Source organism: Pinibacter aurantiacus (genome assembly GCF_019130065.1).
GTDB classification, from domain to species: Bacteria; Bacteroidota; Bacteroidia; order Chitinophagales; family Chitinophagaceae; genus Pinibacter; species Pinibacter aurantiacus.
The window spans coordinates 613495-634714 of sequence record NZ_JAHSPG010000018.1 but is presented as its reverse complement, the minus strand read 5'-3'; the positions used below and the strand labels follow the sequence as shown (position 1 = coordinate 634714).

The following is a 21220-nucleotide window of genomic DNA, read 5'->3' as shown; positions in this document are numbered from 1 at the left end:
CTCCATCATTTTAATCTGTCTTTTTAATGTATCCATAGAGCCCATCCTTTTCGTCATCCGGGCCGGCAGTGAAATATAATGCGTTCGGATCAACACCATTGGTAGAAGTAGTTGGTGGGAAAGCAATTGCCCACAAACCATCAATTTCAAGGGCCTTGTTATGTGTTTGCAGAGCCTTCAAAAATACACCGGCCATGTTGTACGCATTGATGCGGCCGTCGCCAAAATTGCCCACCAGTATGATCTGCGTATTCTTCATGTTCTTATTTTTATCATTGCCCTCGTTGTCGTTTTTCATGTCTTTCATGTCTTCAAAAAAGGCTGCCGGTGCCATTGTAATTCCCCACGGTGCGTTTAATGCCCCCTTCGAAATAAAGCGCGATACAAACGAACCGTCGGTGCTGAAAATATCTACAAAGCCTTTGCCCGCACCATGCAGTTCCTCATCTGGTGATGAAGGATCCTGTTGCGCATACATCACAAACAGCCATTTGTCAATGGCTTGGATATTGAACGGAGAATAGCCGGAAGGAAGGCCCGGATCTTTAAACGACATTGCCACCCAGTTGAACATGCTGTCATATACTTCAATTGTAGCCTTTCTGAAGTTTGCAGCATATATGTAGTTCTTGCCACCGCTGGCAGCAATAGCGAGTCCGGTATAAGAAGCGGTTGCAGAATTGTTCTTAACTCTTTCCGCTTTATTACCGCCGTTCCATCCTGAAATAACGCCATCAGTACCGACAAAAATGAATCTTGCCGGATTGTTGTTGGTGAGTTTAAATCCGGTAGTGCCATTGAAAATAATGCCGGAAGGTGCGCCACCCATTGTGTCAGTAGGTGATGGAATTAGTACTGGTGGCCGCGCATTGCCGCCCGCAGCAGTTAGCACGTAGCTAAGGCCCGTAGCTTCCGTGTTCACCCATGGCACTCCGGAAGGAGCGAAAGCCAGACCCCATGCGTTTAGAAAATCGTCGTCAATCCTGGTAGCACCATACTCGTTGTTGTTGGCAATAAGATTTACTTGTCCAAAATCTTTCAGATCATTTTTTGCTGTTATGAAAAATTCTTTTTTACAACCGGAACATAGCAATAAGGTAACAAAAGCAAGCGAATACAGTCCTTTAAAAAAAGATAGACTGTAAGCGTAAGATGTCTGTTTCATACAAGGTGTGTTTAATTGTGAAAAAAATCCACAGACGGGCTTCGGGAGGCATCCATTAGGAATTGGCTTGTGAATCGGAATTTCAGGGGAGTGACGTGGGGGAATTGTATTTGTGATCACATAAAACGTGAGGAATATAAAGGTAGATAATAACGGTAGAAAATGCAATGCTTGAAAAAGCTTGCCTTTATTGAGAATCAAAACAAAAAAGCCGTCTCAAATTTTTTTGAGACGGCTTAGAAAGATATTTTAATGTTCCTATGCTTTCTTGACAAACTCGGATTTTAGCGCCATTGCCCCGAAGCCATCGATCTTGCAATCAATGTTGTGGTCACTGTCTACGAGGCGGATATTTTTCACCTTGGTGCCAGCTTTTATACTTTGTGATGAACCTCTTACGGGAAGGTTTTTGATTGTCACAACTGTATCTCCATTTTGAAGAATATTGCCGTTTGCATCTTTCACAACAAACGCTTCTTCAGCGCTTGCTTCTTCAGGGTTCCACTCATGACCGCATTCCGGGCAGACAAGCAGGTTTTCCATCTGGTACGTATAAGTCGATTTGCACTGAGGACATGGAGGGAATTCACTCATTTCTTGAAATTTAATGGCCGCAAAGGTAAAAAAATCTAAGGAACCGAATCCTGATTTTAATTACTAAATTCAACAGCAGAATGATCAACATTAAAGACATCAGCACAACAAAAGATTTTGAAAAACCACAAAGGGTTTTAAAGTATATTCTTTTCTGGTGCAAAGAAGGTACGGTGGACGTTATGGTGGATGAAGAAAAATTTACCCTGCAAAAATCAGAGGCCATTACAATTACTTCAGGGCAATATCATCAATTGGAGCGTGTAAATGGAGTTGTAACCGTTCTTGATTTTACGTTGGATTTCTTCTGCAAAAATGATAATGACATTGAACTCATTTTTCACAACAGCCTCTTTTGCCATTTCGGAATAAATGAAGTAATCCATGTAAGAAATTTCGATTTCTTTGAAGAGACGCTGAATAAGATTAAAGCTGAACTTGAAGAAAAACCTTACCAGTATTTGGTTTCAACGCACTCGCACATAGAGCTGCTGTTAATTGAATTAAACAGAAGCAAGATTGCAAGCGGAATAGAAATATGGAAACCTGATGCCCTGTTCTTAAAATTTCTATTGGAAGTAAGAAACAATTTTTCACAAAACTATACAGTCTCTCAATTGTCGCAAAGGCTATTAACAACGGAAGCGAAGCTTAACGAAGTGTCGAAACTGCATACGAATAAGACGGCACAAAATGTAATATACAGTCTCATTATTTCAGAGGCAAAGCGCTTGCTGCATTATGAAAACCTTACTATAAAAGAGGTAGCGTATGCACTTGGCTTCAACGATCCTTTCTATTTTTCAAACTTCTTTAAAAAACACACTGCTAAATCCCCCAAAGATTTCAAAAAAGAGGTCGGGGTATAGATTTTATATGTTTTTTCCAGAATCGTCTATTCTCTGGGGCCGCATGTTATGCCAACTTTGTACCTGTAATCAAGCGATTAAAACTTACAGGTATGACCACAAAACAAGACATCTCTTCTTTCTCACTTCGCATCGCTTTATCAGCGGGCTTTCTTTCAGCTGTGGCCAGCAGGTTAAGCCTTTGGGGCAGCCATTCATCCGGGTGGCAAAATTTTGTGAACTATACAGCACAAACCAATTCATTTTTACCTAAGTCATGTGCGCCATTGCTCGCGGTTTTATCAACCCTTGCAGAGCTAAGCCTTGGTTTGTTGCTGCTCATCGGCTATCGAACAAGCATTGTGGCATTGTGTGCCGCTATTCTCACATTACTATTCAGTATCGCAATGGCTATTTCTTTTGGCATAAAGGAACCGCTGGACTATTCCGCTTTTGCGTTTAGTGCCGGGGCGTTTCTTTTGAGTAGCGTTCCAGCCGGCAAATGGAGCATCGATCAATTTCTTAACAAATAAAAACAGATAAATGAACAACAGCATTCAACATTACATTGTAAAAACAGCGCAAACTGATTGGCAACCACTGATTGAAAAAGGCATTCATTACGAAGGTGTATTTGTAAAATCCCTTCATTTTGACGAAGCGAAGCAACGGTCAACAACCATTCTTTTGAAGTTTGAACCGGGAGCAAGCTATCCCTATCACAACCATCCCGCAGGAGAAGAATTGTTTGTATTGGACGGTGAAGCCATGGTTGAAGGAGCGGTATTGCATAAAGGCGACTATTTGTTTACGCCGGTTAATTTTAAACACGCTGTAAAAACGGAAACCGGTTGCACCATTTTGTTTGTGGTACCTGAAGAAGTTGAAATTTTATGATGCTAAATAAAAAAGAAACTAAGAGAGTGATATTTGATGCAAGGCTAAAATAATGGCTTCCAGTAGTTTGGTATCGACGGGCTTTTTATGGTCTGAAGATTTAGTGATAGCCCTGTATGATCCGTCTTCATCACTTTCGAAAACGATCTCGTGCCCATTTACAACGATGTAGAACTTATAATCATATCCAAAAGTTACAAGACGCCCTTTGAACGACTGTTCAATTCCCTCATAATTCACCGGCAGTTCGAAATAGTGTTCCATCACTGCAAATGTAATGGAGAAAAGAAATCTAAAAAAAATCTAATCTGTTTTGGTTATTGGGAAGGGAAATTAGAAGAGTTGAGAATTGAGAGTTGAGAGTTGAGAGTGGAGAATTGAGAGTTATTAGTTATCAGCTATTAGCTATTAGTTATTAGTTGTCTGGCTTCCAACTCTCCACTCTCAACTCTCCACTCTCAACTTATTTGTGTCTTTCGCCAAAGCTCTTCGAAATGCCCAGCCCGATCGTCCATGTATCGTATGCTTTCCAGCGTACATCATACTGGAGCGCACCAAAAACTTCCCATGATTTTTTTATTTCGACACCATACTCAACAGCAAATCTGTTAAGGGCATAATTCTCTTCTTTGGCAAACTCACCGCCCATGCCTGCACCAAAGCTCCAGTGCTCAGTTGGTTTGTAAAAGCCCATGACAGCAGGTGCTATTGGTGTAGAACGTTCTATTATTTCTTTCTCATTACCTTCTATTTTGTTCTCCACTTTGAACGATTCTGTGATGAAATCTGTGTGCAATCCGATGGCCCATTTCCGGGCAAACTGATAGTTGTAATCAAGCCCCCAATAGGCCAGAACGGTCATTTCTTTTTTACCGCTTTCATTAACGCCGCCGAAGGAATGCTCATGGCCAATATTGATGCCGACGCTGTGTCTTGGTGTAAAGGGAATGTTGTTTTCCTGGCTGAAGGCCGCATAAGTTAGTAACAGAAAGGCAATGAGAGCGATGCCTTTGACTACTGAGGGGTAGTGATTTTTCATTGTTTTATTCTCTAATGGACGCAAAATTGCAGAATCCGGACAGGTGTTATTATGACGACGGGCAGCTGAAAAACTGACATTTTTCTTGTACAGGGTTGTTAGTTGAGAGTTGAGAATTGAGAGTTCGGAGTCCCTAGCCGTAGCCGCTACACCGTTAAATGCGGTCAATTTATCCGTTAAGTGTGATTGTTCTAAAACACAGGCAAGGTTTACCTGTAATTTCATTGTTATAATCAGAGTGCCTATTGCATCTGCCGGCGGCGAATCATAAGATGGCACCCTGGTTCAAAAATCAAATAATATGAAGAAGAAACTCACATTGCTTTCAATCGCGACACTACTCACAATTTGCTCCTTCGGGCAAGGTATCAGGTTAAATGGTTATGCAATAGGCGCATTCAACGATGGTGTTGATTCTTATTATAGCACTACCAACTACTACAATGGAACGATTAAAGGGGGGCTTGTATGGGGCGCGGGATTGGAGTTCGCTGTGCATGAGGACAATGGGATTGAATTATTATACATGCGCCAGGATACGAAAGCGCCAATGAATTATTATCAGCTCGTTGCTAAAAACACTGAATTTAACGTCGATATGAACTATGCCATGATTGGCGGAACCCGTTATTTTCGCGGTCACAACAAAAAGGTGGAAGGTTACGGAGGACTATTGATAGGCGCGAATTTCATGCATTTGGAAAATCCTGACAATGGCAATAGCGGAAACAAAACTTTCTTTGCCTGGGGACTTCGCCTGGGTGGAAACTTCTGGGCATCTGAAAAGGTAGGTATTAAACTGCAGGCACAACTGCTTTCAAATGTGCAAGCTGCCGGCGGTGGTTTCTATTTTGGAACAGGCGGTACAGGTGCCGGGATTTCTACCTATTCAACCATGTACCAGTTTGGACTGGGTGGCGGGTTGACATTCAGGTTGAAATAAGCTGATTTGCAACAGGAGCGTCTTGCGACGCTTTAATTTGCCACTGAGGCACTGAGGACACTAAGTTTCACTAAGCGTTTTTTTTAACCACAGAGTTGACAGAGATTTTTTTCACAGGGGAAAGGAGGTTTGTGCAATGAACCTCTTTTTCTCTGTTTTTTTAAATAGTCATTTATTTTTCAAACACCTCTCCTTTCCTCTGTGAAAAAAACTCTTTTCCTCTGTGGTTAAAAAGAATATATGGCGTTTTCGAAGGCATGACAATTGCATTTTGATCTAAGAAATATATTTGCAACTTCTGCAGACAGAATCTCAAAAATGTGCAGCCTTTGAAATCGAAATCAAATAAAGACTTGCAGTTCTATTGTGGAACCAGCAATATCGTTCTCCCCGTTGCCAATAAAGCTTTCTTTCCGCAGGCCTACCAGGCCAAAACAAGATTGCATTACTACGCATCGATGCTAAATAGCGTTGAAACAAATAGCACTTTTTATAAACTTCCCATGCTGCGCACCGTTGAAAAATGGGCGAATGATGTGCCCTCAACATTCCGTTTTACATTAAAGCTTTCAAAGTCAGTTACCCATGCAAAAGAGCTGCATTATGAGGCGGCAGATGTGAATCGTTTTATGGATGCAGCGGATATGGTTGGCAATAAGAAAGGGTGTATTCTTGTGCAATTTCCTGCGAGTATTTCAGTTGCTTATTCTCAAAAAGTTCGCCGGTTGCTTGATGTAATACATTCTACAGGAAAATTGAAGGGTTGGCATCTCGCCATAGAGTTCCGCGACAAATCCTGGTACCACGACAAAGTCTACACAATGCTGGAAAATTATAAGGCAGTTGTTGTTATGCACGATATGCCGAAGTCACATACACCTACAATTGACATGGCAAAAAGTTTTGTTTATCTGCGTTTTCATGGAGAAAAAGGTGATTATCGTGGTGGCTATGCTGATGATTTTCTTCGCGAACATGCCATGACTATACGCGAATGGCTGGAGAAAAAAATACCCGTGTTCGCATATTTCAACAATACAATTGGAGCAGCCATTCACAATGCACTTACTCTCGACAAGTATGTGCGTGCGCTTTAGATGAGCTCAATATCTTTGCTTCGACAATCAATGCCTGCAACCTTCGAATTTTCAAATTTTCAAATTCCCAAATCTTCAAATTTTATCCACCAGCTTCCAGTGTCCCTCCGAGATCACTTCAATATGGCCATCAACAACTTTAAGCGCGGTTTGGTCATCGATCAAATAAGATGGCATTGGTAATGCGGCGGCCAGCTTTTCGAGATTGGCCATGGAATTTTGTGGAAAGGCCTCATAATCCAAATGCGGATGTATGGCGATGTTAACGAACCCAAATGACTTGTCGCTTTCTGGTGCCAGTGTATGGTTTCCGTACGTGGTGCCATAACTTGTCATTATCATGCTGCCGGCGCTTAAGCCAACATAAACAGTTTTTTGCAGCAGCGATGGCAAAATATCTGCCAGGCCTGAATGACGCATCCAGTAAGTAAGATATTGACAATCTCCTCCACCTACCAGCAATACATCTGCTTGCTGAAGGGGAGGTAGCCAATGTTCCTGCCTGAGTGTGGGCAATGCTGTGAGTTCCAGCAATGCCAATGATTTCCAACCCATATCGCAAAAGGGATCTCCCAACGTTCCGCAAATTACTCTGCGTGCAACATCTCCGCCATTGGAAACGCCGTATAAGCCGGTGGGAACGAAAAATGCATTTGCTTCGGCAACGGGCTTTCCCATGAGTTCAACAAGCGCATTGTGAATGCTTGTGTTGCTGATGCCTGCGGAAGTTAAAAGAAGTTTCATGCTTAGTTTTTTTGCTGAACAATGTTTTGATTAACGGGCGAGAGTTGTAGGTGGGTTCTTTAAAAAATATTTCAAAGGTTGAAATTAAAATCAGAAATAGCAACATGCTTCTGTGCCATATTTAAGAGAAAGAAAGATAGCCCCCAAAGCGTTACTTTAACAAGGTATGGCGGCATTTTATTTCCCGGTCAACGTTATGTTTTTTACTGGTAACTGTAACATATTTGATTTATATTGAGTAGCTGCTACATTCAAAATATATAACCATATGTTTTTAAAAACTACATCGCTACAAGTCATCATCATGATCGTTGCTGTTCTTGCGGTCATTTCTACAAAGGCCCAGGAAAAAACTAATTTCAGTCCGCAATTCTATACCAACGGTAAGGGTGATACGCTTTATTACCGCCAGCTTAACCCTGATGCAAATCCAAAGCGACATTATCCGCTGTTGATTTTCCTGCATGGGTCGGGTGAACGTGGCGCTGATAATATCTCGCAATTGAAATGGGGCGTGATGAATTTTGCAAGTGAGCAAAATCTATTAAAGTATCCCGCGGTTATTATTGCGCCGCAATGTCCCGCAAATTCAGGTTGGACGCCACCCGGCAGCAGCCGTAACTCAATTACTGCGCCCTTGGCTCCTACTCCAACCAAGCCTATGGAATTGCTGCTTGCCCTGATAAAAAAGATGAAGGCGGATGGACAAATAGATACATCCCGCATTTACATAACCGGACTTTCAATGGGTGGCTTCGGAACCTTTGATGCGATAGAGCGTGAGCCCAATCTTTTTGCAGCAGCGGTTCCTGTGTGTGGTGGAGGTGATCCTGCGAAGGCAGGGGCTATTGCGAAAATTCCTATCTGGATGTTCACCGGAGCCGAAGATCCTGCTGTTAACCCGGAGTTCTCACTCAATATGCTGGAGGCGTTATGGAAAGCTGGTGCACGACCGGGCTTTACCATGCTGCCGGAAGTGGGGCACTTTGCCTGGCTGGGAGCTTATACCGATCCGCTTATGATCGAATGGCTGTTTCGGCAGCATAAATAGGTGAATTATATAACCGTTAGCCTTAGGCAAACTAAACATCTTTCGCTTCGCGATATTTAACATGTCGCCCCTACGGGACTGGAATTTTTATCGCGGTAATGTGGTATTGCCTACGAACGTTTTGCCTCGAAGGGGCTGTTTGTAGCTTGCTTTGAGGTGTGAACAGCCCCATAGGGGCTACAGGTTCGTAGAAAAAAACAATCTCCAAAACATGGAGCCAGCCCCGTAGGGGCGGCATGTAAGATGTCATCTATTCTTTGAACAGATAGACCTTAGGTCGATGTCAGAGGTAAATATTAGCTTCTTTAAAACTTTGACAGTTGCTCAATCTGTTGGGTGCTTAATTCCCTATCACCTGTTGCAATCACAATTCTGTATCGAAACGAGATGCTCTCTCCTTTTGCAAGACGCAGGTTCAATGCAAGTTTGCCATTGCTGAAAATCTTTTGTCCCAAGGGGTTCGCAGCAAACAATCCATAACCTCTTGCATGCCAGTAAGTGGGATAGCCCGGATTGTTTTTGTTATCCAGTATAACAATGCTTGTAACATGTCCCCCTATTTTCCCATACAGCATGCACCATGCGGCGCGTGTTGACCAAACGGAATCCCCCGTCTTTCCTTCGCTGCTGATATAGTTGCCATTGGCAATGGTGTCGCCTTTTACAGGGATCTGCAATTCATGCGCAACACGCATTGCGATCAATCCGTCTTTGGTGTCATTAAAAGTTACATCGTTTACTACCTGTAATGTTGTGGTGCGATCGATGATGCGGATATTATTTTTAGCAGAAAACGTCAGTGTTGTGTTTTCCTTAACCAAAGCCTGCTTGTTGATGTCGTTCCAACTGGCCGTATAATTGATGAGTGCTGTTTTGTTTTGTATGGTTGAAGAAAAACTTCCTGTTTTAATGGAGCCGTACAGATGTTTCTTTGCTGCAGGAATCGCATACGAGTTGTTCCAAAAATCGATGCCGTTTACATTCTCATAGTTGAACCAGATTCCCTGGTGGTGAGGGTGATCTGTTGGCTCTCCTGGTCGCGGCTGAAAAGGGAAGCCACGCGTGATAGTTGTGCCGTCACCGTCGTATACGGGATACAGGATGGGCTTTGTGAGGGTATCGCTGTAGCAAAAGCTGGTGAATAATTTGCCTCCGGCATAAACCTTTATCTCTTTCGCCAGCGTATCCTTTCGCAAAGTGATTTTCTGTGCCGTGACATTTTTTAGCATTGCAAAAATAAACATCAAACAAAATAGCAACTGTGTTATTCGCATGGCAATTAAACGGATGATTGTTTTGCAATATAGTAATTTGAAAATTTGAGGATTTGAAAATTTGAAAATGAGAGTTGCGACTTGCTCTTTTGTTCGGCAATAAACGACATGTTAACTAAAAGACTTGATGTTGTTTAATTAACCTGTTTGAAGAATTAAAAGAAGGTTGCTTGTCATCCCGAGGTACGAGGGATCTGTGTCTCACATTAACACGCTGTCAGTGTAAACACTCAGATCCCTCCTTCGTCGGGATGACAAGCAGTCTTTCTTTCATGGCCGCAGGAACCCCGCAATCGGAAAAACCTGCAAAACCAAGCACATTGGTTATGCGTTGTTATCGCATCATTAGAAATACTGTTTATAACCGTTGCAATGCCGAGCAGAAGACATCAATTTTCAAATCCTCAAATCCTCAAATCCTCAAATTTTCAAATCAATGCCTTCATCCCAACTTCATAACTGGTTGGAGTGAAATTAAACGCTTTGCAAAACTTTTGGCTGTCGAAAAAATAGTCCTGGTTGTTCTGGTACTGCATTTCAACCAGTTCTTTGATTGTTCTGTCGAACAATCCTGCTAAAGAAAGAAGAAGCGGACTGTACAAATTGTAAGATGTTTTTGCGCCTTTCATGGAGGCAGCGTAGGTAATAAACTTTTCGCCTGTCCATCGCTGTGAAGAAGTTGGAAGGTGCCAGGTTTGACCATAGGCACTGTCTGTGTTGCCCAAAATGGCTGTAGCTTTTGCTGCATCTGGTGTGTACGTAAAGGAATGCGTTTTATGTACATTGGATTGCCAGCTCATTCTCTTATTTTTTGAAAGAGGGTCCAATACCAAAACGTTCAGGAGGCCATGTTTTGCTCCCGGGCCATAAAAGTCTGCGCTTCTGGCGATCAATGCCTGCAATCCCTTTTGAGAAATAGCATTCCGTATCGCTTCTACGATCTGCAATCTCACTTTGCCTTTTTTAGAGGGAGGATTCAATGGACTTTCTTCGGTCATGTGTGGAATGGCACTCTTATCGTACATATAGATGTTGTCGAAGAAAACCAGTTTGGTTCCATGTTTAAGGCACGCATTAATTACATTATTGATGATGGTGGGCCAATCCTTTTGCCAAATGCGCAGGTCATATTTCAGGCCCACAATAAGATAAGCTACTGATGCGCCCGCAACTGCTTTGTCTGCCTGTTCAGCAGATAATAAATCAGCAGGCAAAAGTTCGTCGTCTCCATTTATCTGTTCGGGGTGGCGCGATACCAATCTTACTTTGCTGGTATATTGTTTTAGTTCTTTTGCCAGGGGGTTGCCGATGTCACCACCAACGCCGAGAATTACTTGTGTCATAGTTATGAGTTGTGAATTATGAGTGATGAGTTTTAAGCTGCATGTATCGGTTCGTTTGGTTGAACTTCAACCGATTCAATACTTAATACTCATAACTCAAAACTAGCATCTGCCTCAGCAAAAAACGATAACACGGGTTAAGATTTTGCTGCTACCAACGCCCGCTTACGGATGCGGCTAAGGCTTTCAGGAGCGATGCCCAGGTATTGTGCGATGTAACGCTGTGGCACACGTTGTAATATCTTCGGGCTGTTCTGCAGCAACACTTCAAACTGCTGCTCGGGTGACTGTGATAACAAAGATTGTATGCGCCTGATATTCGCGGTTGCTACATTTTCAACAATAACATTGAAGAAGGATGCAACGGCAGGCGAAGCAGCCATACATTCTACAAGGTCCTTGCAGGTTGTCACAAGGCACTCCGTAGGTTCCAGTGCGATGATGTTGGTGGTAGCCCTGGTTTGCCGCGAGAAGCTTTCAAGGTCAGTGAGGAACTCTTGTTCAAATACAAAGTTGCAGGTCTTCTCCACTCCTTTTTCAGTAAAGAAAAATTGGCGAAGGCAACCTTTCTCCACAAAAAATACCTCATGCGCAACGGAGCCTTCTTCCAGCAATAAGGTGTTCTTCTTGTATTTTACCTTACGGAAGAATGAATAAAAATATTCACCCTCAGCTTGTGAGATAGGAGCATATGAACGGATAGCCTGAAGTAATGAATCCATACGCTAAAATAAGCAATAACTCGAAGTAGTGTTAGCGGTAGTGGGGATCCAAAATTGTGCAGGATTTCTTCACCACCAAGGCACTAAGAACACTAAGTTTCACTAAGGCATTTTGCCAGTGCAGCTTTCCTATTTCTAACCACAGAGGAATGGAGCCTTTTTTCACAGAGGAAAGGAGAAGTTCTTCCGAAATAAATAGTTGGTTAAAGAGAGAAGAGACAAAGACACTAATACATATCTCTGTTCCCTTTTTTGTTTTAGTGATCTGCTATCTATTCCGAAGTATATCCTCCTTTACTCTGTGAAAAAAAACTCCGTGAACTCTGTGGTAAAAAAAACTCTTAGTGAACCTTAGTGTCCTGAGTGTCTTAGTGGTAAATTTTAAGATGCGAACATCTCTTATTTATGTGCAAGCACATCATTCCCCGGTGCCCATTTCTTTTGCCACGCGGTATACTTGTCCAGTACTTTTTGCGGTGCGTAGGTGTACCATGCATAGCCATCACGTCTTTCGCGCTCTACTTCAGCTAACGAGTAGACAACTTTGCTATCGCGATTGCAGAATAAAGGTCTGTGTGTTTTAAGCTCATAATAACGAGTCCAGATCGGAGGTGCCGTTGAGTCTGTCACCACTACGCGATCGGTTGTAGATGTACGAAAAGGTGTTTGCATTGTTGGTGCAGGCACCGTTACCACTTTCGTGTTGTAAATTTTAGAATCCTGGAACCACTTTATTGCGTTCTGAACCGCGTCTACCACATGATCATCAGGATGATCAATGCTCATCAGGAAAAGTACAATCCCGGAGCTTTCGCCATTGCTTATGCTGGCGGGTTCAAATTTTCTCGCCCATGCCGGTTGAAGCGTGTGTTCGTCGTATTGCTGGCACCATGCTGTTGGTGTGCCCGCATCATTGATCTGTGTTTTTACGATGCAGTCAAGTCCTTTTGCAAATGCTTCGCCGACTCTCTTGCGGTATTTTGCATCCAGGTAATCGTATTGCGGTGAACCATCTAGAATGTTTTTTAGCAACTGCATTACACCTTCAAAAGCACCATCGTTATAGGTGATTTCCCTGCTGTAACCTTTTTCCAGCGGATAGTATTGCGGCCATCCGCCATTAGCGTATTGAGCAGACAGCAAATAATCGATGCCTCTCAGCGCAGCTTCTTTGTATTTATTTGTTCCGGTAGATTTATAAACAATTGAAAGCGCGGCAATCTGCGTGAAGCATGTACCGTTGTCGAAAGTGGTGTTTAACTCGTCGCGACGTTCACGAACGGAATCTTTTTGCGCCTCTGAGAGAACGGCGAACACATCGTAGTTCTTTGCCCACCCGCCGTTGGATTTCTGGAAAAGGAGAATATTGTCCCCTATTTCTGTCAATTGTGTTGGCTGATAGCGCGGCTTGCCGGGCAATGGATTGATCATGCGGCTTTTATCCGGCCCCATGTACCAATGATTTGAATTGTCTGCAAAAGGACCCTGCGCAATGCTGTCGGGAGTTTTTTGCGAACTGTTTTGTGCACTGCTATTGCATGGGATTAACCATGCCAGGAAGCCAATCAGGACTATAGAAAACTTCATATGCTTTTATGCGTATTTGGTAAGCAAATCTTTACCGGAGTGCATCTGCATACAAAATCTCCGGCCTGCTAAAAATAACGATCCCGAGGAAATTCTGCGTCTTGGTCTGTCCTGTTCGGTTGTTATCCAATGGTTATTGTGTTGTTAAGTTGTTAGTTGTTAGTTGTTAGCCATTAATAACGATCATTTGACATTGAACGCTAACAACCAACAACTAACAACCAACAACTTCCTTCCACACACCCTACCCAAACAGCTTCTTAATGGCTCTTCCGATTTCCATAAAGTCACTATGATTGCTGATGGCCCTTTTTTCACCAATGCTTGTTTCTGCCTCTGAAAAAGGAAAGAAGAGCATGAAGCTGCGATCTTGCAAATGACCATTTAAAAAGTCAGGGATCATTTTCATTCTTGGCGTGTAGGATACCATACCCCTTTTTGCGAGGATAACAAATAACGCTTCGTTTTCTTTTAACGATGCCGCAATCTCTTCTCCTTTTTTCCAGTGTTCAAGCTTTTGGAAAGTTGCTTCAATGGAAGATTTTTTGTGAATGGCTTGCAATATATCCAGCTCCGGCCCATTGGCATAAAAATTCATGGTGGCGCCGGAGTTTCTTGCAATGTTCCAGATATGTATCAGTACATGCAAAAAGCCCGGTTCCTGACGGGCAAGCTGCGGTATCAGCACGGTGTAACTTTTGACTGTAGAAATGGGTTGTGCAGCGTTGTAAAGCATGACGTTGATGTTGTCATTCTGCAAGTATCCGTTGTATAAATTATACATGAGGGATGGTGAAAATCCTTTGTCCTGCTGGAGGCCAATGATGAGGTCCGTTATCCTTTGTTCTTTTATTGCGTTGTTGATGCCCGACATCACATCATTATCATAGCGCATAATCGAATTTAGTTCTACATCTGCAGCTGCGGCTGCTTTAACTGCCTCTTCCAAAACCTTTTCTGCATTCTTAACGGACGATTCATTCTTCTCTTCGTTGATCACATTGATGGCAAAAAGATTTTTGGTATTTGCTTTCGATTTTAAAAGCAAGGTTACATTGACCATCACATCCACCATGCTCTGGTGTTTGATGGCAATCAAAATTCTTTCTTCTTCATTGTCTTCTGCAACGGTGCTTTCGTTGGTGGCTGTTGCTATTTTCTGCGCAGCGGACATGGTAACCAAAGATGATACGGTACATGAGATGAGGATCAGCAAGATGCTTCCATTAAGCACATGTTCGCTCAACAATCTTACCGGTTCTCCTGCTGCCGTTTCAGACACAATGATATTATAACCCACCATCACAGAAGCCAGTGTGGCCGCGGCTGAAGCAGAACTCAGGCCGAAAATAAGTTTGCCTTCGTCATTTGTAAGGCGAAAGGTTTTTTGCGTTATAAGTGCCGCGAGCCATTTACCGCCAATGGAAGAAACAATCATAATGCCGGCCACGCCAAGCGTTTCCCAGCTTTGAATAAAAGCCCTGAAATCTACCAGCATGCCTACGCTGATGAGGAAGAAGGGAATGAATATTGCATTGCCGACAAATTCAACACGATTCATTAATGCCGACGATCTCGGTATGAGTCTGTTTAGTGCCAGCCCTGCAAAAAAAGCACCGATAATGTCTTCAATGCCCGCCAGCTCTGCAATGAGTGCAGCGAGATAGATGACCACCAACACAAAAATATATTGTGATATTTTGTCCTCAACATTTTTAAAGAACCATTTCGCAATGATGGGAAAAAGCAACAACACGATCAGGCCAAACGCAATACAGGATACTCCCAATTTTATCCAAAACGTTTGTGTCGCATTGCCTTCCGTTAATCCTACTACTGCTGCCAATACCAACAGCGACAATACATCGGTGATCATCGTTCCGCCAACCAAAATGTTTACGGAGCGGTTTTTGGTGATTCCCAATTTGCTTACAAGCGGATATGCAATGAGCGTGTGTGAGGAAAAAAGACTTGCAAACAAAAGTGTGGTAAGCAATGAAAAATGCAAGATATAGTGGCCTCCGATGAACCCAAGTATGAATGGAACGGAAAAGGTGTAAACTGCAAATGTGAGGCTCTTCCATTTGTTTTTTTTGAACTCGCCCATGTCAATTTCAAGGCCGGCGAGGAACATAATGTAAAGTAGTCCGGTGGTTCCGGTAACAACAACACTGCTGTCGCGTGCAAGAAGGTTGAAGCCATTTGGCCCAACGATCGCGCCTGCAACGATCAGCCCGATGAGGTGAGGAACTTTAACTTTGTTAAGCAGTAATGGCGCTCCCAGAATGATGATCAGTTCCAGTAAAAACTTTAGAACGGGATCAGCAATAGGAAGGGATATATTATGTGCGTTGAGTAAAGGCATAGATTATTTATTGCGGGACAGGTCCACAGAAAATTTTGCGGTACAGGTGCTGTCAATGGTGATGGTTTGCGTGCCCTTTATTCTTTGATTCGAAATTTGATCGAGGAGCACTTCCATGCGAACTGTACGTTTGGTAAGCGAATCTGTTTTGAAGCGAAGATTGATGCCACTGCTGTCGTATTTTGCATGATATATTCTTACGAGTCCATTGTTGGCATTGTTAAGAATGGCTACCAGCATTTTTGACGAGTCGCTGGTAAAGTTCCATGACTCGTTTGTTTTTTGATCGCCTACTGCATACTCGTTGCAGCTGGATGCTATACAGAGTAGCTTGCTGCTCCAAAGCCCACTTATCGCCGCCGGCCAGCGGGTTGTATTGGTATCGGCTGTTTTAATAGAGGAAAGACTATCTCTCATTCTAAGCAACGACTCGTAGTCCTGCTCTTTCGATGCAAATTTGTTTTCTTTTTCTGTCAAAGCCTGTTCTCTTTCATCCAGGGATTGTTCCTTTGCTTTATCATGACAGGAAAGGAACAGAAGACAAAGCAAAAATGGGAAAAGACTTGTAATATTTTTTCTGGTGCGAATTGCCACTTTTTCGGGTTTTCCAAGGAAACAACCGGAAGCGACGATTTGTTGGCAGAAAGAGGCAATCTTTCTGGCCGTGTCTTAATTTCACCTTTATTGCCTGCTGTGAAATAGCTGTTGGGTGGCCGGTTTCAGGAAAATAAAAAAGAGCAGAAAATCTGCTCCTTTTTTTCAATCTTTTTTGCTCTTAATTGGCAAGTAACTCGAACTCTTTAATTGCGATCTTACTTTGCGGTGATTGAACACTGGTTACCAATAGCCGGACATACTTTAAGCTGTGATGTTTGAACAACACAGGCTTGTATTCCTGTCCTGAGCTTTTCATACTGTCTACTTCTGTTTGCCATTCTTTGCCATCTGTTGAAACCTGTAAACTATAAGTATACCAGTCGCTATCTTTTCCCCACACTATTTTGCAGCCTTTAATACTATGCTGTTTTTCGAGATCAATTGTCAATTCGACGGGAGTGATTTTGCTTTCATCTATCCACACCGTTGAATAGTTTCCATCTATTATTTTTTCGATACCAGCAGAAAGTTTATCATCGTTCAATTTCAGCATGGAAGGAGTAAGTTTGATGAGCTTCTCTTTTTCTTCGCCGTTTCTTTGTACGCTCACTGCACTATTTTCTTTTTCAGTTTTCCATGCATAATGCTTGCCGTCTAACACAAACTGCTCATTGCTTTTGATGGTTGTAATTACTCTTTTGGTAGGCTTTAAATTATCCGATGTTGTCGTTATAGTAATATTTCCAGCATTATTAGTTGTGCGAATGATGCCATAGCCAATGCCTCCTTCAGTGTGTTGTATGGCTGCTTCTACCCTTGCTATATCAGCGCCGATGAGTGACCCTGCACCGCTTACGGCGAGGTGAATTGAATAGGTGTTGAACGGCTGACTGTTTGATACAACTGTTCCATTCTTATCACAAATCTTTACATGAAAGGGAATCATATCCACGGCGTCTGCTACAGGTTTAATACCACTACTATCCAAAACAATCTCCAAATGATCGGCAACACCTGGCGTTGCGATAGTATGTACCGCAACACATTTTCCATCCATCCAGCCCTCGGCTTTAAGTTCGCCTGCTTCATATGTTTTTAAATCGAAACGGAAATAAGGACTTCCTCCTTTCGATGCTATAAACGGAGCTGTTGCTCCATTTTCTTCCCGTGATATTTCTTTGATGAAATGTTTGTTTCTATAAAGCTTTACCTTATCGCAATTGGAAAAAACGATGATGCTGGTGTCAATATCTGGGTGGTTGTTGAAACTGGCAACAAAAACCATTGGGCCGTAGTTGGCATTGCGAGCGCTTTGCATCGCTTTTAATTGATAGTACCCAAATTTCTCATAACGATCCGCGTCTACCACTCCGCAAAAAGCGGTGATGGGGTCCGAGCCTCTCGTTACATCATTAAAGCTCCACAAAAAATACCCGGACATGCGATCATTGGCATCCAGTTTTGCATGATCCCAATAGCCGCCTTCTTCTTCCAGCATGGTTCCATTTAAAGCATTCTGTCTGAGTATGCATTGATTGATCAATCCTTTCTCTGTGTATATTCTTGATGCACGCAAACCGTTTTCCTTCGCGGGATCAGCAATCCATGTATCGCCCCACTCACGTGTAATTACTGGCATTTGCGGCATAGGGTCAGAGCCGTCTTCATTGATTACTTTGTAGCAAACATCATAACATTTGCTGCCGTTGGCAAAAAAATCATCTGCAGTAAACATCTGATTGTTTGGCATTTCTTCGTGTGCAATTGCAACCGCTTGTTTCGCCCATGTTGCAGGAGTTGGCGATTCATTCAATGATGTTTCCCATAGAAAAACAGAAGGCCGGTTGCGATCTCTGCGGATCATCTCCCTGATGTCTCTGAATGTTCTATTAGTGAAAACAGAATCTTTGCTGAAAAATTGCCAGCCCGGCTCGCACTCTATTACCATTAAACCCAACTCATCGCAAGCATTCAGGAAGGCAGGCGACTGCGGATAGTGCGCCGCTCTTACTGCATTGAAGCCTCCGCGTTTTATTTGCAACGCATCGCGGTATTGCATGGAGTTGGATGCAGCATCACCAATCGTTTGATAACACTGGTGCCTGTTTGCCCCGCGCAAGTAAAGCTTTTCGCCGTTGATATAAAATCCATCGGCTTTACCGGAAGGTGAAGTAAAAGAAATGGTACGGACCCCGATGTTGGTAATTTTATCATCCACTAGTTTGTTATCAACATATACCTTGGAAACAATGTGGTACAAATAGGGATGATCAGGGTGCCAGAGTGATGGGTTGTTCATAGAAATGGTTTGAACAAATTCCTGCTCGTGCTGAACCGTATTTGATACAATGCTTTTTGCAACCTCCTTGTTGTTTTTGTCTTTTATGATGGTGACCAGCTTCACTTGTTGGGGTGTGCCGAAGTCATTTACAACATGCGTTTTGATATTTACTTCAGCAAGTTGTTTCGTTACTTTGGGGTAAGTAACAAACAATCCTCCGCCCGCAACCTTATTCGCTTCCAAAGGGTCCGATATGTACAGCTTATTGGTTGCAACCAGTTTTACATCGCGGTAAATACCACCGTAATAATTGAAGTCAAGCTTTTCCTGTGGTTTCCCCGGCGGTGTTTGCGGGTCATTTAAGTTGCTCACACGAACAGCTAAAACATTATCGCGGTCAAACTTTACTTTGTTGGTGATGTCTACCACAAAGCCCATGTAGCCGCCGTTGTGGGTGCAAAGTTTTTCTCCATTTAAAAACACGTCGCAATTCATTTGTACACCGTCGAAGCAAATGGTTAGTCTTTTGTTTTTAAAAGAAGAAGGCACTTTGAAATATTTTCGATACCAACCGACTCCCTGGTACACCTGGTTTCCGCCGTTGTGTTTTTTCTCAAGCCTCATTACATGCGGCACAGTCACAGCATACCAGTCCTTATCGTTGTAGTCAACGGCCTCGGCATGTGGCAAATCGTTTCTGTAGAAAGCCCAGTGTGTATTAAAGTTTAACACGGTTCTTGTGGCTGTATCTTTTTTTGCGTCAGTTGTGTTGACCTGGCCAACTGCGAAAGAGAAGCTCAGGACACATAATGCCCCAGCTAAAGCTAAGGTTCGTGTCTTCACGAACCATGCATTTTTGCGGTTCGTGAAGACACGAACCACGGCGCGGGCACGAATCAGGGCCTCCCGGGAGATATGTCTCATTTTCTATACATTATTCGTTAATACCTTGAAACCTGAACCAGTTAAAGTCTGCATAGCCACCCACTCCATTTTGTGTCATGCTGAAATGCAGCAGCGCAAATCGGTTGGCGGTCCAATCATAACCCAATGCCATTTTGAGCACGTTGCCAAACTGCTTGAAGTTCTTGCCATCTGTGCTGTAGAAGAAATTTCCTTCGAAGCCTTTATCTGTTGCAGTTGCCTTGAGCCATATTTTTTTGGGTGAGAAATGTGTGATGCTATCAATCACTGTTCCATTGTTCACCATGATTAAATTATTTTCTGCTCCTTTTTTTCTAACAGCGATGTATGCATAGGGCGATTGAAAAATGCCAAAACCCGCTATGTCACCATCTTTCAAACCTGTTACATCAAGTTCTACTGTAGCTTCGGAGTAAGGCCCCTGCACTCTTTGCGTGAGGGTGTTTCTCGCGGTGGTGAGATCAGTTGCAAGCGATGCATGTAAACGCATGTGCCCTTTTCTTTCTGTTAATGACCACGACGCATTATCGGGGTTGTGGTTCCATTGCCATTGCAGACCGAGTTGCGTTTTGGTAAATTCATCTGTGGTGGCAGGAACTATTTTGTTCTTATTTCCTTGAATTGGTTTTTTATGCGTTGCAACACCTTTGCCATTGCCATTCTCACCAATCATGGGCCATCCATCTTTCCATGCAACAGGTTCGAGATGTGGCACCCGTCCAATGGCGCCTCTGTCTTGCATGATGACGAACCACCACGTACTATCTTTTAACTGAACCATGCCGCCCTGATGCAAGCCATTTCCTGGGTAAGAGGTTTCATCCTGAACAATAATTTTTTGTTCATAAGGGCCGTAAATATTCTTGCTGCGTAAACACACCTGCCAGCCTTCTGTGCCTCCTGCAGGACACGTGATGTAATAGTAGCCGTTTATCTTGTACACGTGCGAACCTTCCATGCCGTACCGATCATAAGGTGCAGTAGATCCCTGGGGTTTTTCAATCGGGTTACTCCAGATTTGTTTTGGGCCGCCAACAGTTGAAAGAGCATTCGCGGCAAGCTCAGTGACATATAATTTTCCCTGTCCATGTACCACATACACTTTGCCATCATCATCAAAGAGCAATCCCGGATCGTAGAGATATTCGGGGAATATGGTTCTTGTCCATGGCCCTTTTATATTTTTTGCGGTACAAATAGAAAAGTTACCTTTTTCCTTATCCCAACTTGGCGTGCAAAAGCCAACATAAAACAAGCCATTGTGATGCCTGATGGTTGCGGCCCAGGAACCACGCAAATACATATTTCCACCCTTCATGTTATAGCGTTCATCCTCTGTGTAATGGTCCACTGCATAGCCCGCCATTTCCCAGTTTACAAGATCTTTGGAATGCAGTATGGGACAACCCGGCACGTAATGCATGCTGGTTGAAATAAAATAAAAATCATCATCTACACGAATGATATCAGGGTCGGGCCAATCACCCCAAAGAATTGGGTTTTTATATGTGCCATTGCCGTTGTCTGCTGTCCATTTTTGTAATGACTTTTGCTGGGCAACAATTTTCGTGAACAATGATGACGTTAAGATAGCGGCCGTTATCACTAATAGCTTTCTGTACATAGAAAAAAATATTAGGTAAGTGAAGTTTGTAGCCTTTACCACCACAGACCCAATGTCGTTTAGTTAAGCCATGTCCCCGCTTGCCATGTTAATGTCCTACGGACAAAAGATACTTTCTCTTGTCG

At 43.0% G+C, this 21220-nt stretch carries 19 protein-coding genes; 6 read left to right on the top strand and 13 right to left on the bottom strand.

Going from position 1 to position 21220, the window contains the following annotated elements:
• Positions 1-10: 10 nt before the first annotated feature.
• Positions 11-1165: a TIGR03118 family protein gene (locus KTO63_RS25975; protein WP_217795212.1), complete on the bottom strand. Its 1155-nt coding sequence runs from the start codon at positions 1163-1165 to the stop codon at positions 11-13.
• A gap of 258 nt (positions 1166-1423) precedes the next feature.
• Positions 1424-1759, bottom strand: a complete 336-nt coding sequence (locus tag KTO63_RS25970; protein WP_217795210.1) for a zinc ribbon domain-containing protein YjdM — start codon at positions 1757-1759, stop codon at positions 1424-1426.
• An 80-nt stretch (positions 1760-1839) separates the two neighbouring features.
• Here KTO63_RS25970 and KTO63_RS25965 point away from each other — a divergent pair, with 80 nt between their 5' ends.
• The 3 genes from KTO63_RS25965 to KTO63_RS25955 all read left to right on the top strand — a co-directional run bounded on the left by KTO63_RS25965 (position 1840) and on the right by KTO63_RS25955 (position 3504).
• Positions 1840-2628: a helix-turn-helix domain-containing protein gene (locus KTO63_RS25965; RefSeq protein WP_217795208.1), complete on the top strand. Its 789-nt coding sequence runs from the start codon at positions 1840-1842 to the stop codon at positions 2626-2628.
• Positions 2629-2720: 92 nt separating this feature from the next.
• A complete protein-coding gene (locus tag KTO63_RS25960) occupies positions 2721-3140 on the top strand; it encodes a DoxX family membrane protein (protein WP_217795206.1) in 420 nt (139 codons plus the stop codon).
• A 10-nt stretch (positions 3141-3150) separates the two neighbouring features.
• On the top strand, positions 3151-3504 hold the full coding sequence (locus KTO63_RS25955) for a cupin domain-containing protein (RefSeq protein WP_217795204.1): 354 nt from the start codon (positions 3151-3153) through the stop codon (positions 3502-3504).
• 18 nt (positions 3505-3522) lie between these two features.
• Here the strand turns inward: KTO63_RS25955 and KTO63_RS25950 are convergent, their stop codons facing one another.
• Both KTO63_RS25950 and KTO63_RS25945 read right to left on the bottom strand, forming a co-directional pair.
• Complete coding sequence (locus KTO63_RS25950; RefSeq protein WP_217795202.1) at positions 3523-3768, bottom strand: hypothetical protein; 246 nt, start codon at positions 3766-3768, stop codon at positions 3523-3525.
• A gap of 199 nt (positions 3769-3967) precedes the next feature.
• Positions 3968-4543, bottom strand: coding sequence for a hypothetical protein (locus tag KTO63_RS25945; protein WP_217795200.1), 576 nt, complete (start codon positions 4541-4543; stop codon positions 3968-3970).
• 301 nt (positions 4544-4844) lie between these two features.
• On the opposite strand from KTO63_RS25945, the gene KTO63_RS25940 reads away from it, so the two are divergent.
• Positions 4845-5486 carry a hypothetical protein gene (locus KTO63_RS25940; protein WP_217795198.1) on the top strand — a complete coding sequence of 214 codons (642 nt, stop codon included), beginning with the start codon at positions 4845-4847 and terminating at the stop codon, positions 5484-5486.
• Positions 5487-5815: 329 nt separating this feature from the next.
• A complete protein-coding gene (locus KTO63_RS25935) occupies positions 5816-6583 on the top strand; it encodes a DUF72 domain-containing protein (RefSeq protein WP_217795196.1) in 768 nt (255 codons plus the stop codon).
• A 75-nt stretch (positions 6584-6658) separates the two neighbouring features.
• Here KTO63_RS25935 and KTO63_RS25930 read toward each other — a convergent pair whose 3' ends face one another.
• Positions 6659-7327, bottom strand: a complete 669-nt coding sequence (locus tag KTO63_RS25930; RefSeq protein WP_217795194.1) for a Type 1 glutamine amidotransferase-like domain-containing protein — start codon at positions 7325-7327, stop codon at positions 6659-6661.
• 268 nt (positions 7328-7595) lie between these two features.
• On the opposite strand from KTO63_RS25930, the gene KTO63_RS25925 reads away from it, so the two are divergent.
• Positions 7596-8378, top strand: coding sequence for a carboxylesterase family protein (locus tag KTO63_RS25925; RefSeq protein WP_217795192.1), 783 nt, complete (start codon positions 7596-7598; stop codon positions 8376-8378).
• A 305-nt stretch (positions 8379-8683) separates the two neighbouring features.
• Here KTO63_RS25925 and KTO63_RS25920 read toward each other — a convergent pair whose 3' ends face one another.
• The 8 genes from KTO63_RS25920 to KTO63_RS25885 all read right to left on the bottom strand — a co-directional run bounded on the left by KTO63_RS25920 (position 8684) and on the right by KTO63_RS25885 (position 21095).
• A complete protein-coding gene (locus KTO63_RS25920) occupies positions 8684-9607 on the bottom strand; it encodes a DUF6807 domain-containing protein (protein WP_217795190.1) in 924 nt (307 codons plus the stop codon).
• A gap of 473 nt (positions 9608-10080) precedes the next feature.
• The gene (locus KTO63_RS25915; RefSeq protein WP_217795188.1) at positions 10081-10995 is read right to left on the bottom strand and encodes an NAD-dependent epimerase/dehydratase family protein; all 915 of its coding nucleotides are present in this window, start codon (positions 10993-10995) and stop codon (positions 10081-10083) included.
• A 137-nt stretch (positions 10996-11132) separates the two neighbouring features.
• Entirely contained in the window at positions 11133-11717 is a 585-nt protein-coding gene (locus tag KTO63_RS25910) for a Crp/Fnr family transcriptional regulator (RefSeq protein ID WP_217795186.1), read from the bottom strand.
• A gap of 399 nt (positions 11718-12116) precedes the next feature.
• On the bottom strand, positions 12117-13304 hold the full coding sequence (gene pelA, locus KTO63_RS25905) for a pectate lyase (RefSeq protein ID WP_217795184.1): 1188 nt from the start codon (positions 13302-13304) through the stop codon (positions 12117-12119).
• A 244-nt stretch (positions 13305-13548) separates the two neighbouring features.
• Positions 13549-15669 carry a cation:proton antiporter gene (locus KTO63_RS25900; RefSeq protein WP_217795182.1) on the bottom strand — a complete coding sequence of 707 codons (2121 nt, stop codon included), beginning with the start codon at positions 15667-15669 and terminating at the stop codon, positions 13549-13551.
• 3 nt (positions 15670-15672) lie between these two features.
• Positions 15673-16263: a hypothetical protein gene (locus KTO63_RS25895; protein ID WP_217795180.1), complete on the bottom strand. Its 591-nt coding sequence runs from the start codon at positions 16261-16263 to the stop codon at positions 15673-15675.
• A 181-nt stretch (positions 16264-16444) separates the two neighbouring features.
• A complete protein-coding gene (locus KTO63_RS25890; protein WP_217795178.1) occupies positions 16445-19471 on the bottom strand; it encodes a glycoside hydrolase family 2 TIM barrel-domain containing protein in 3027 nt (1008 codons plus the stop codon).
• 10 nt (positions 19472-19481) lie between these two features.
• Positions 19482-21095: a glycoside hydrolase family 43 protein gene (locus tag KTO63_RS25885; RefSeq protein ID WP_217795176.1), complete on the bottom strand. Its 1614-nt coding sequence runs from the start codon at positions 21093-21095 to the stop codon at positions 19482-19484.
• Positions 21096-21220: the final 125 nt, after the last annotated feature.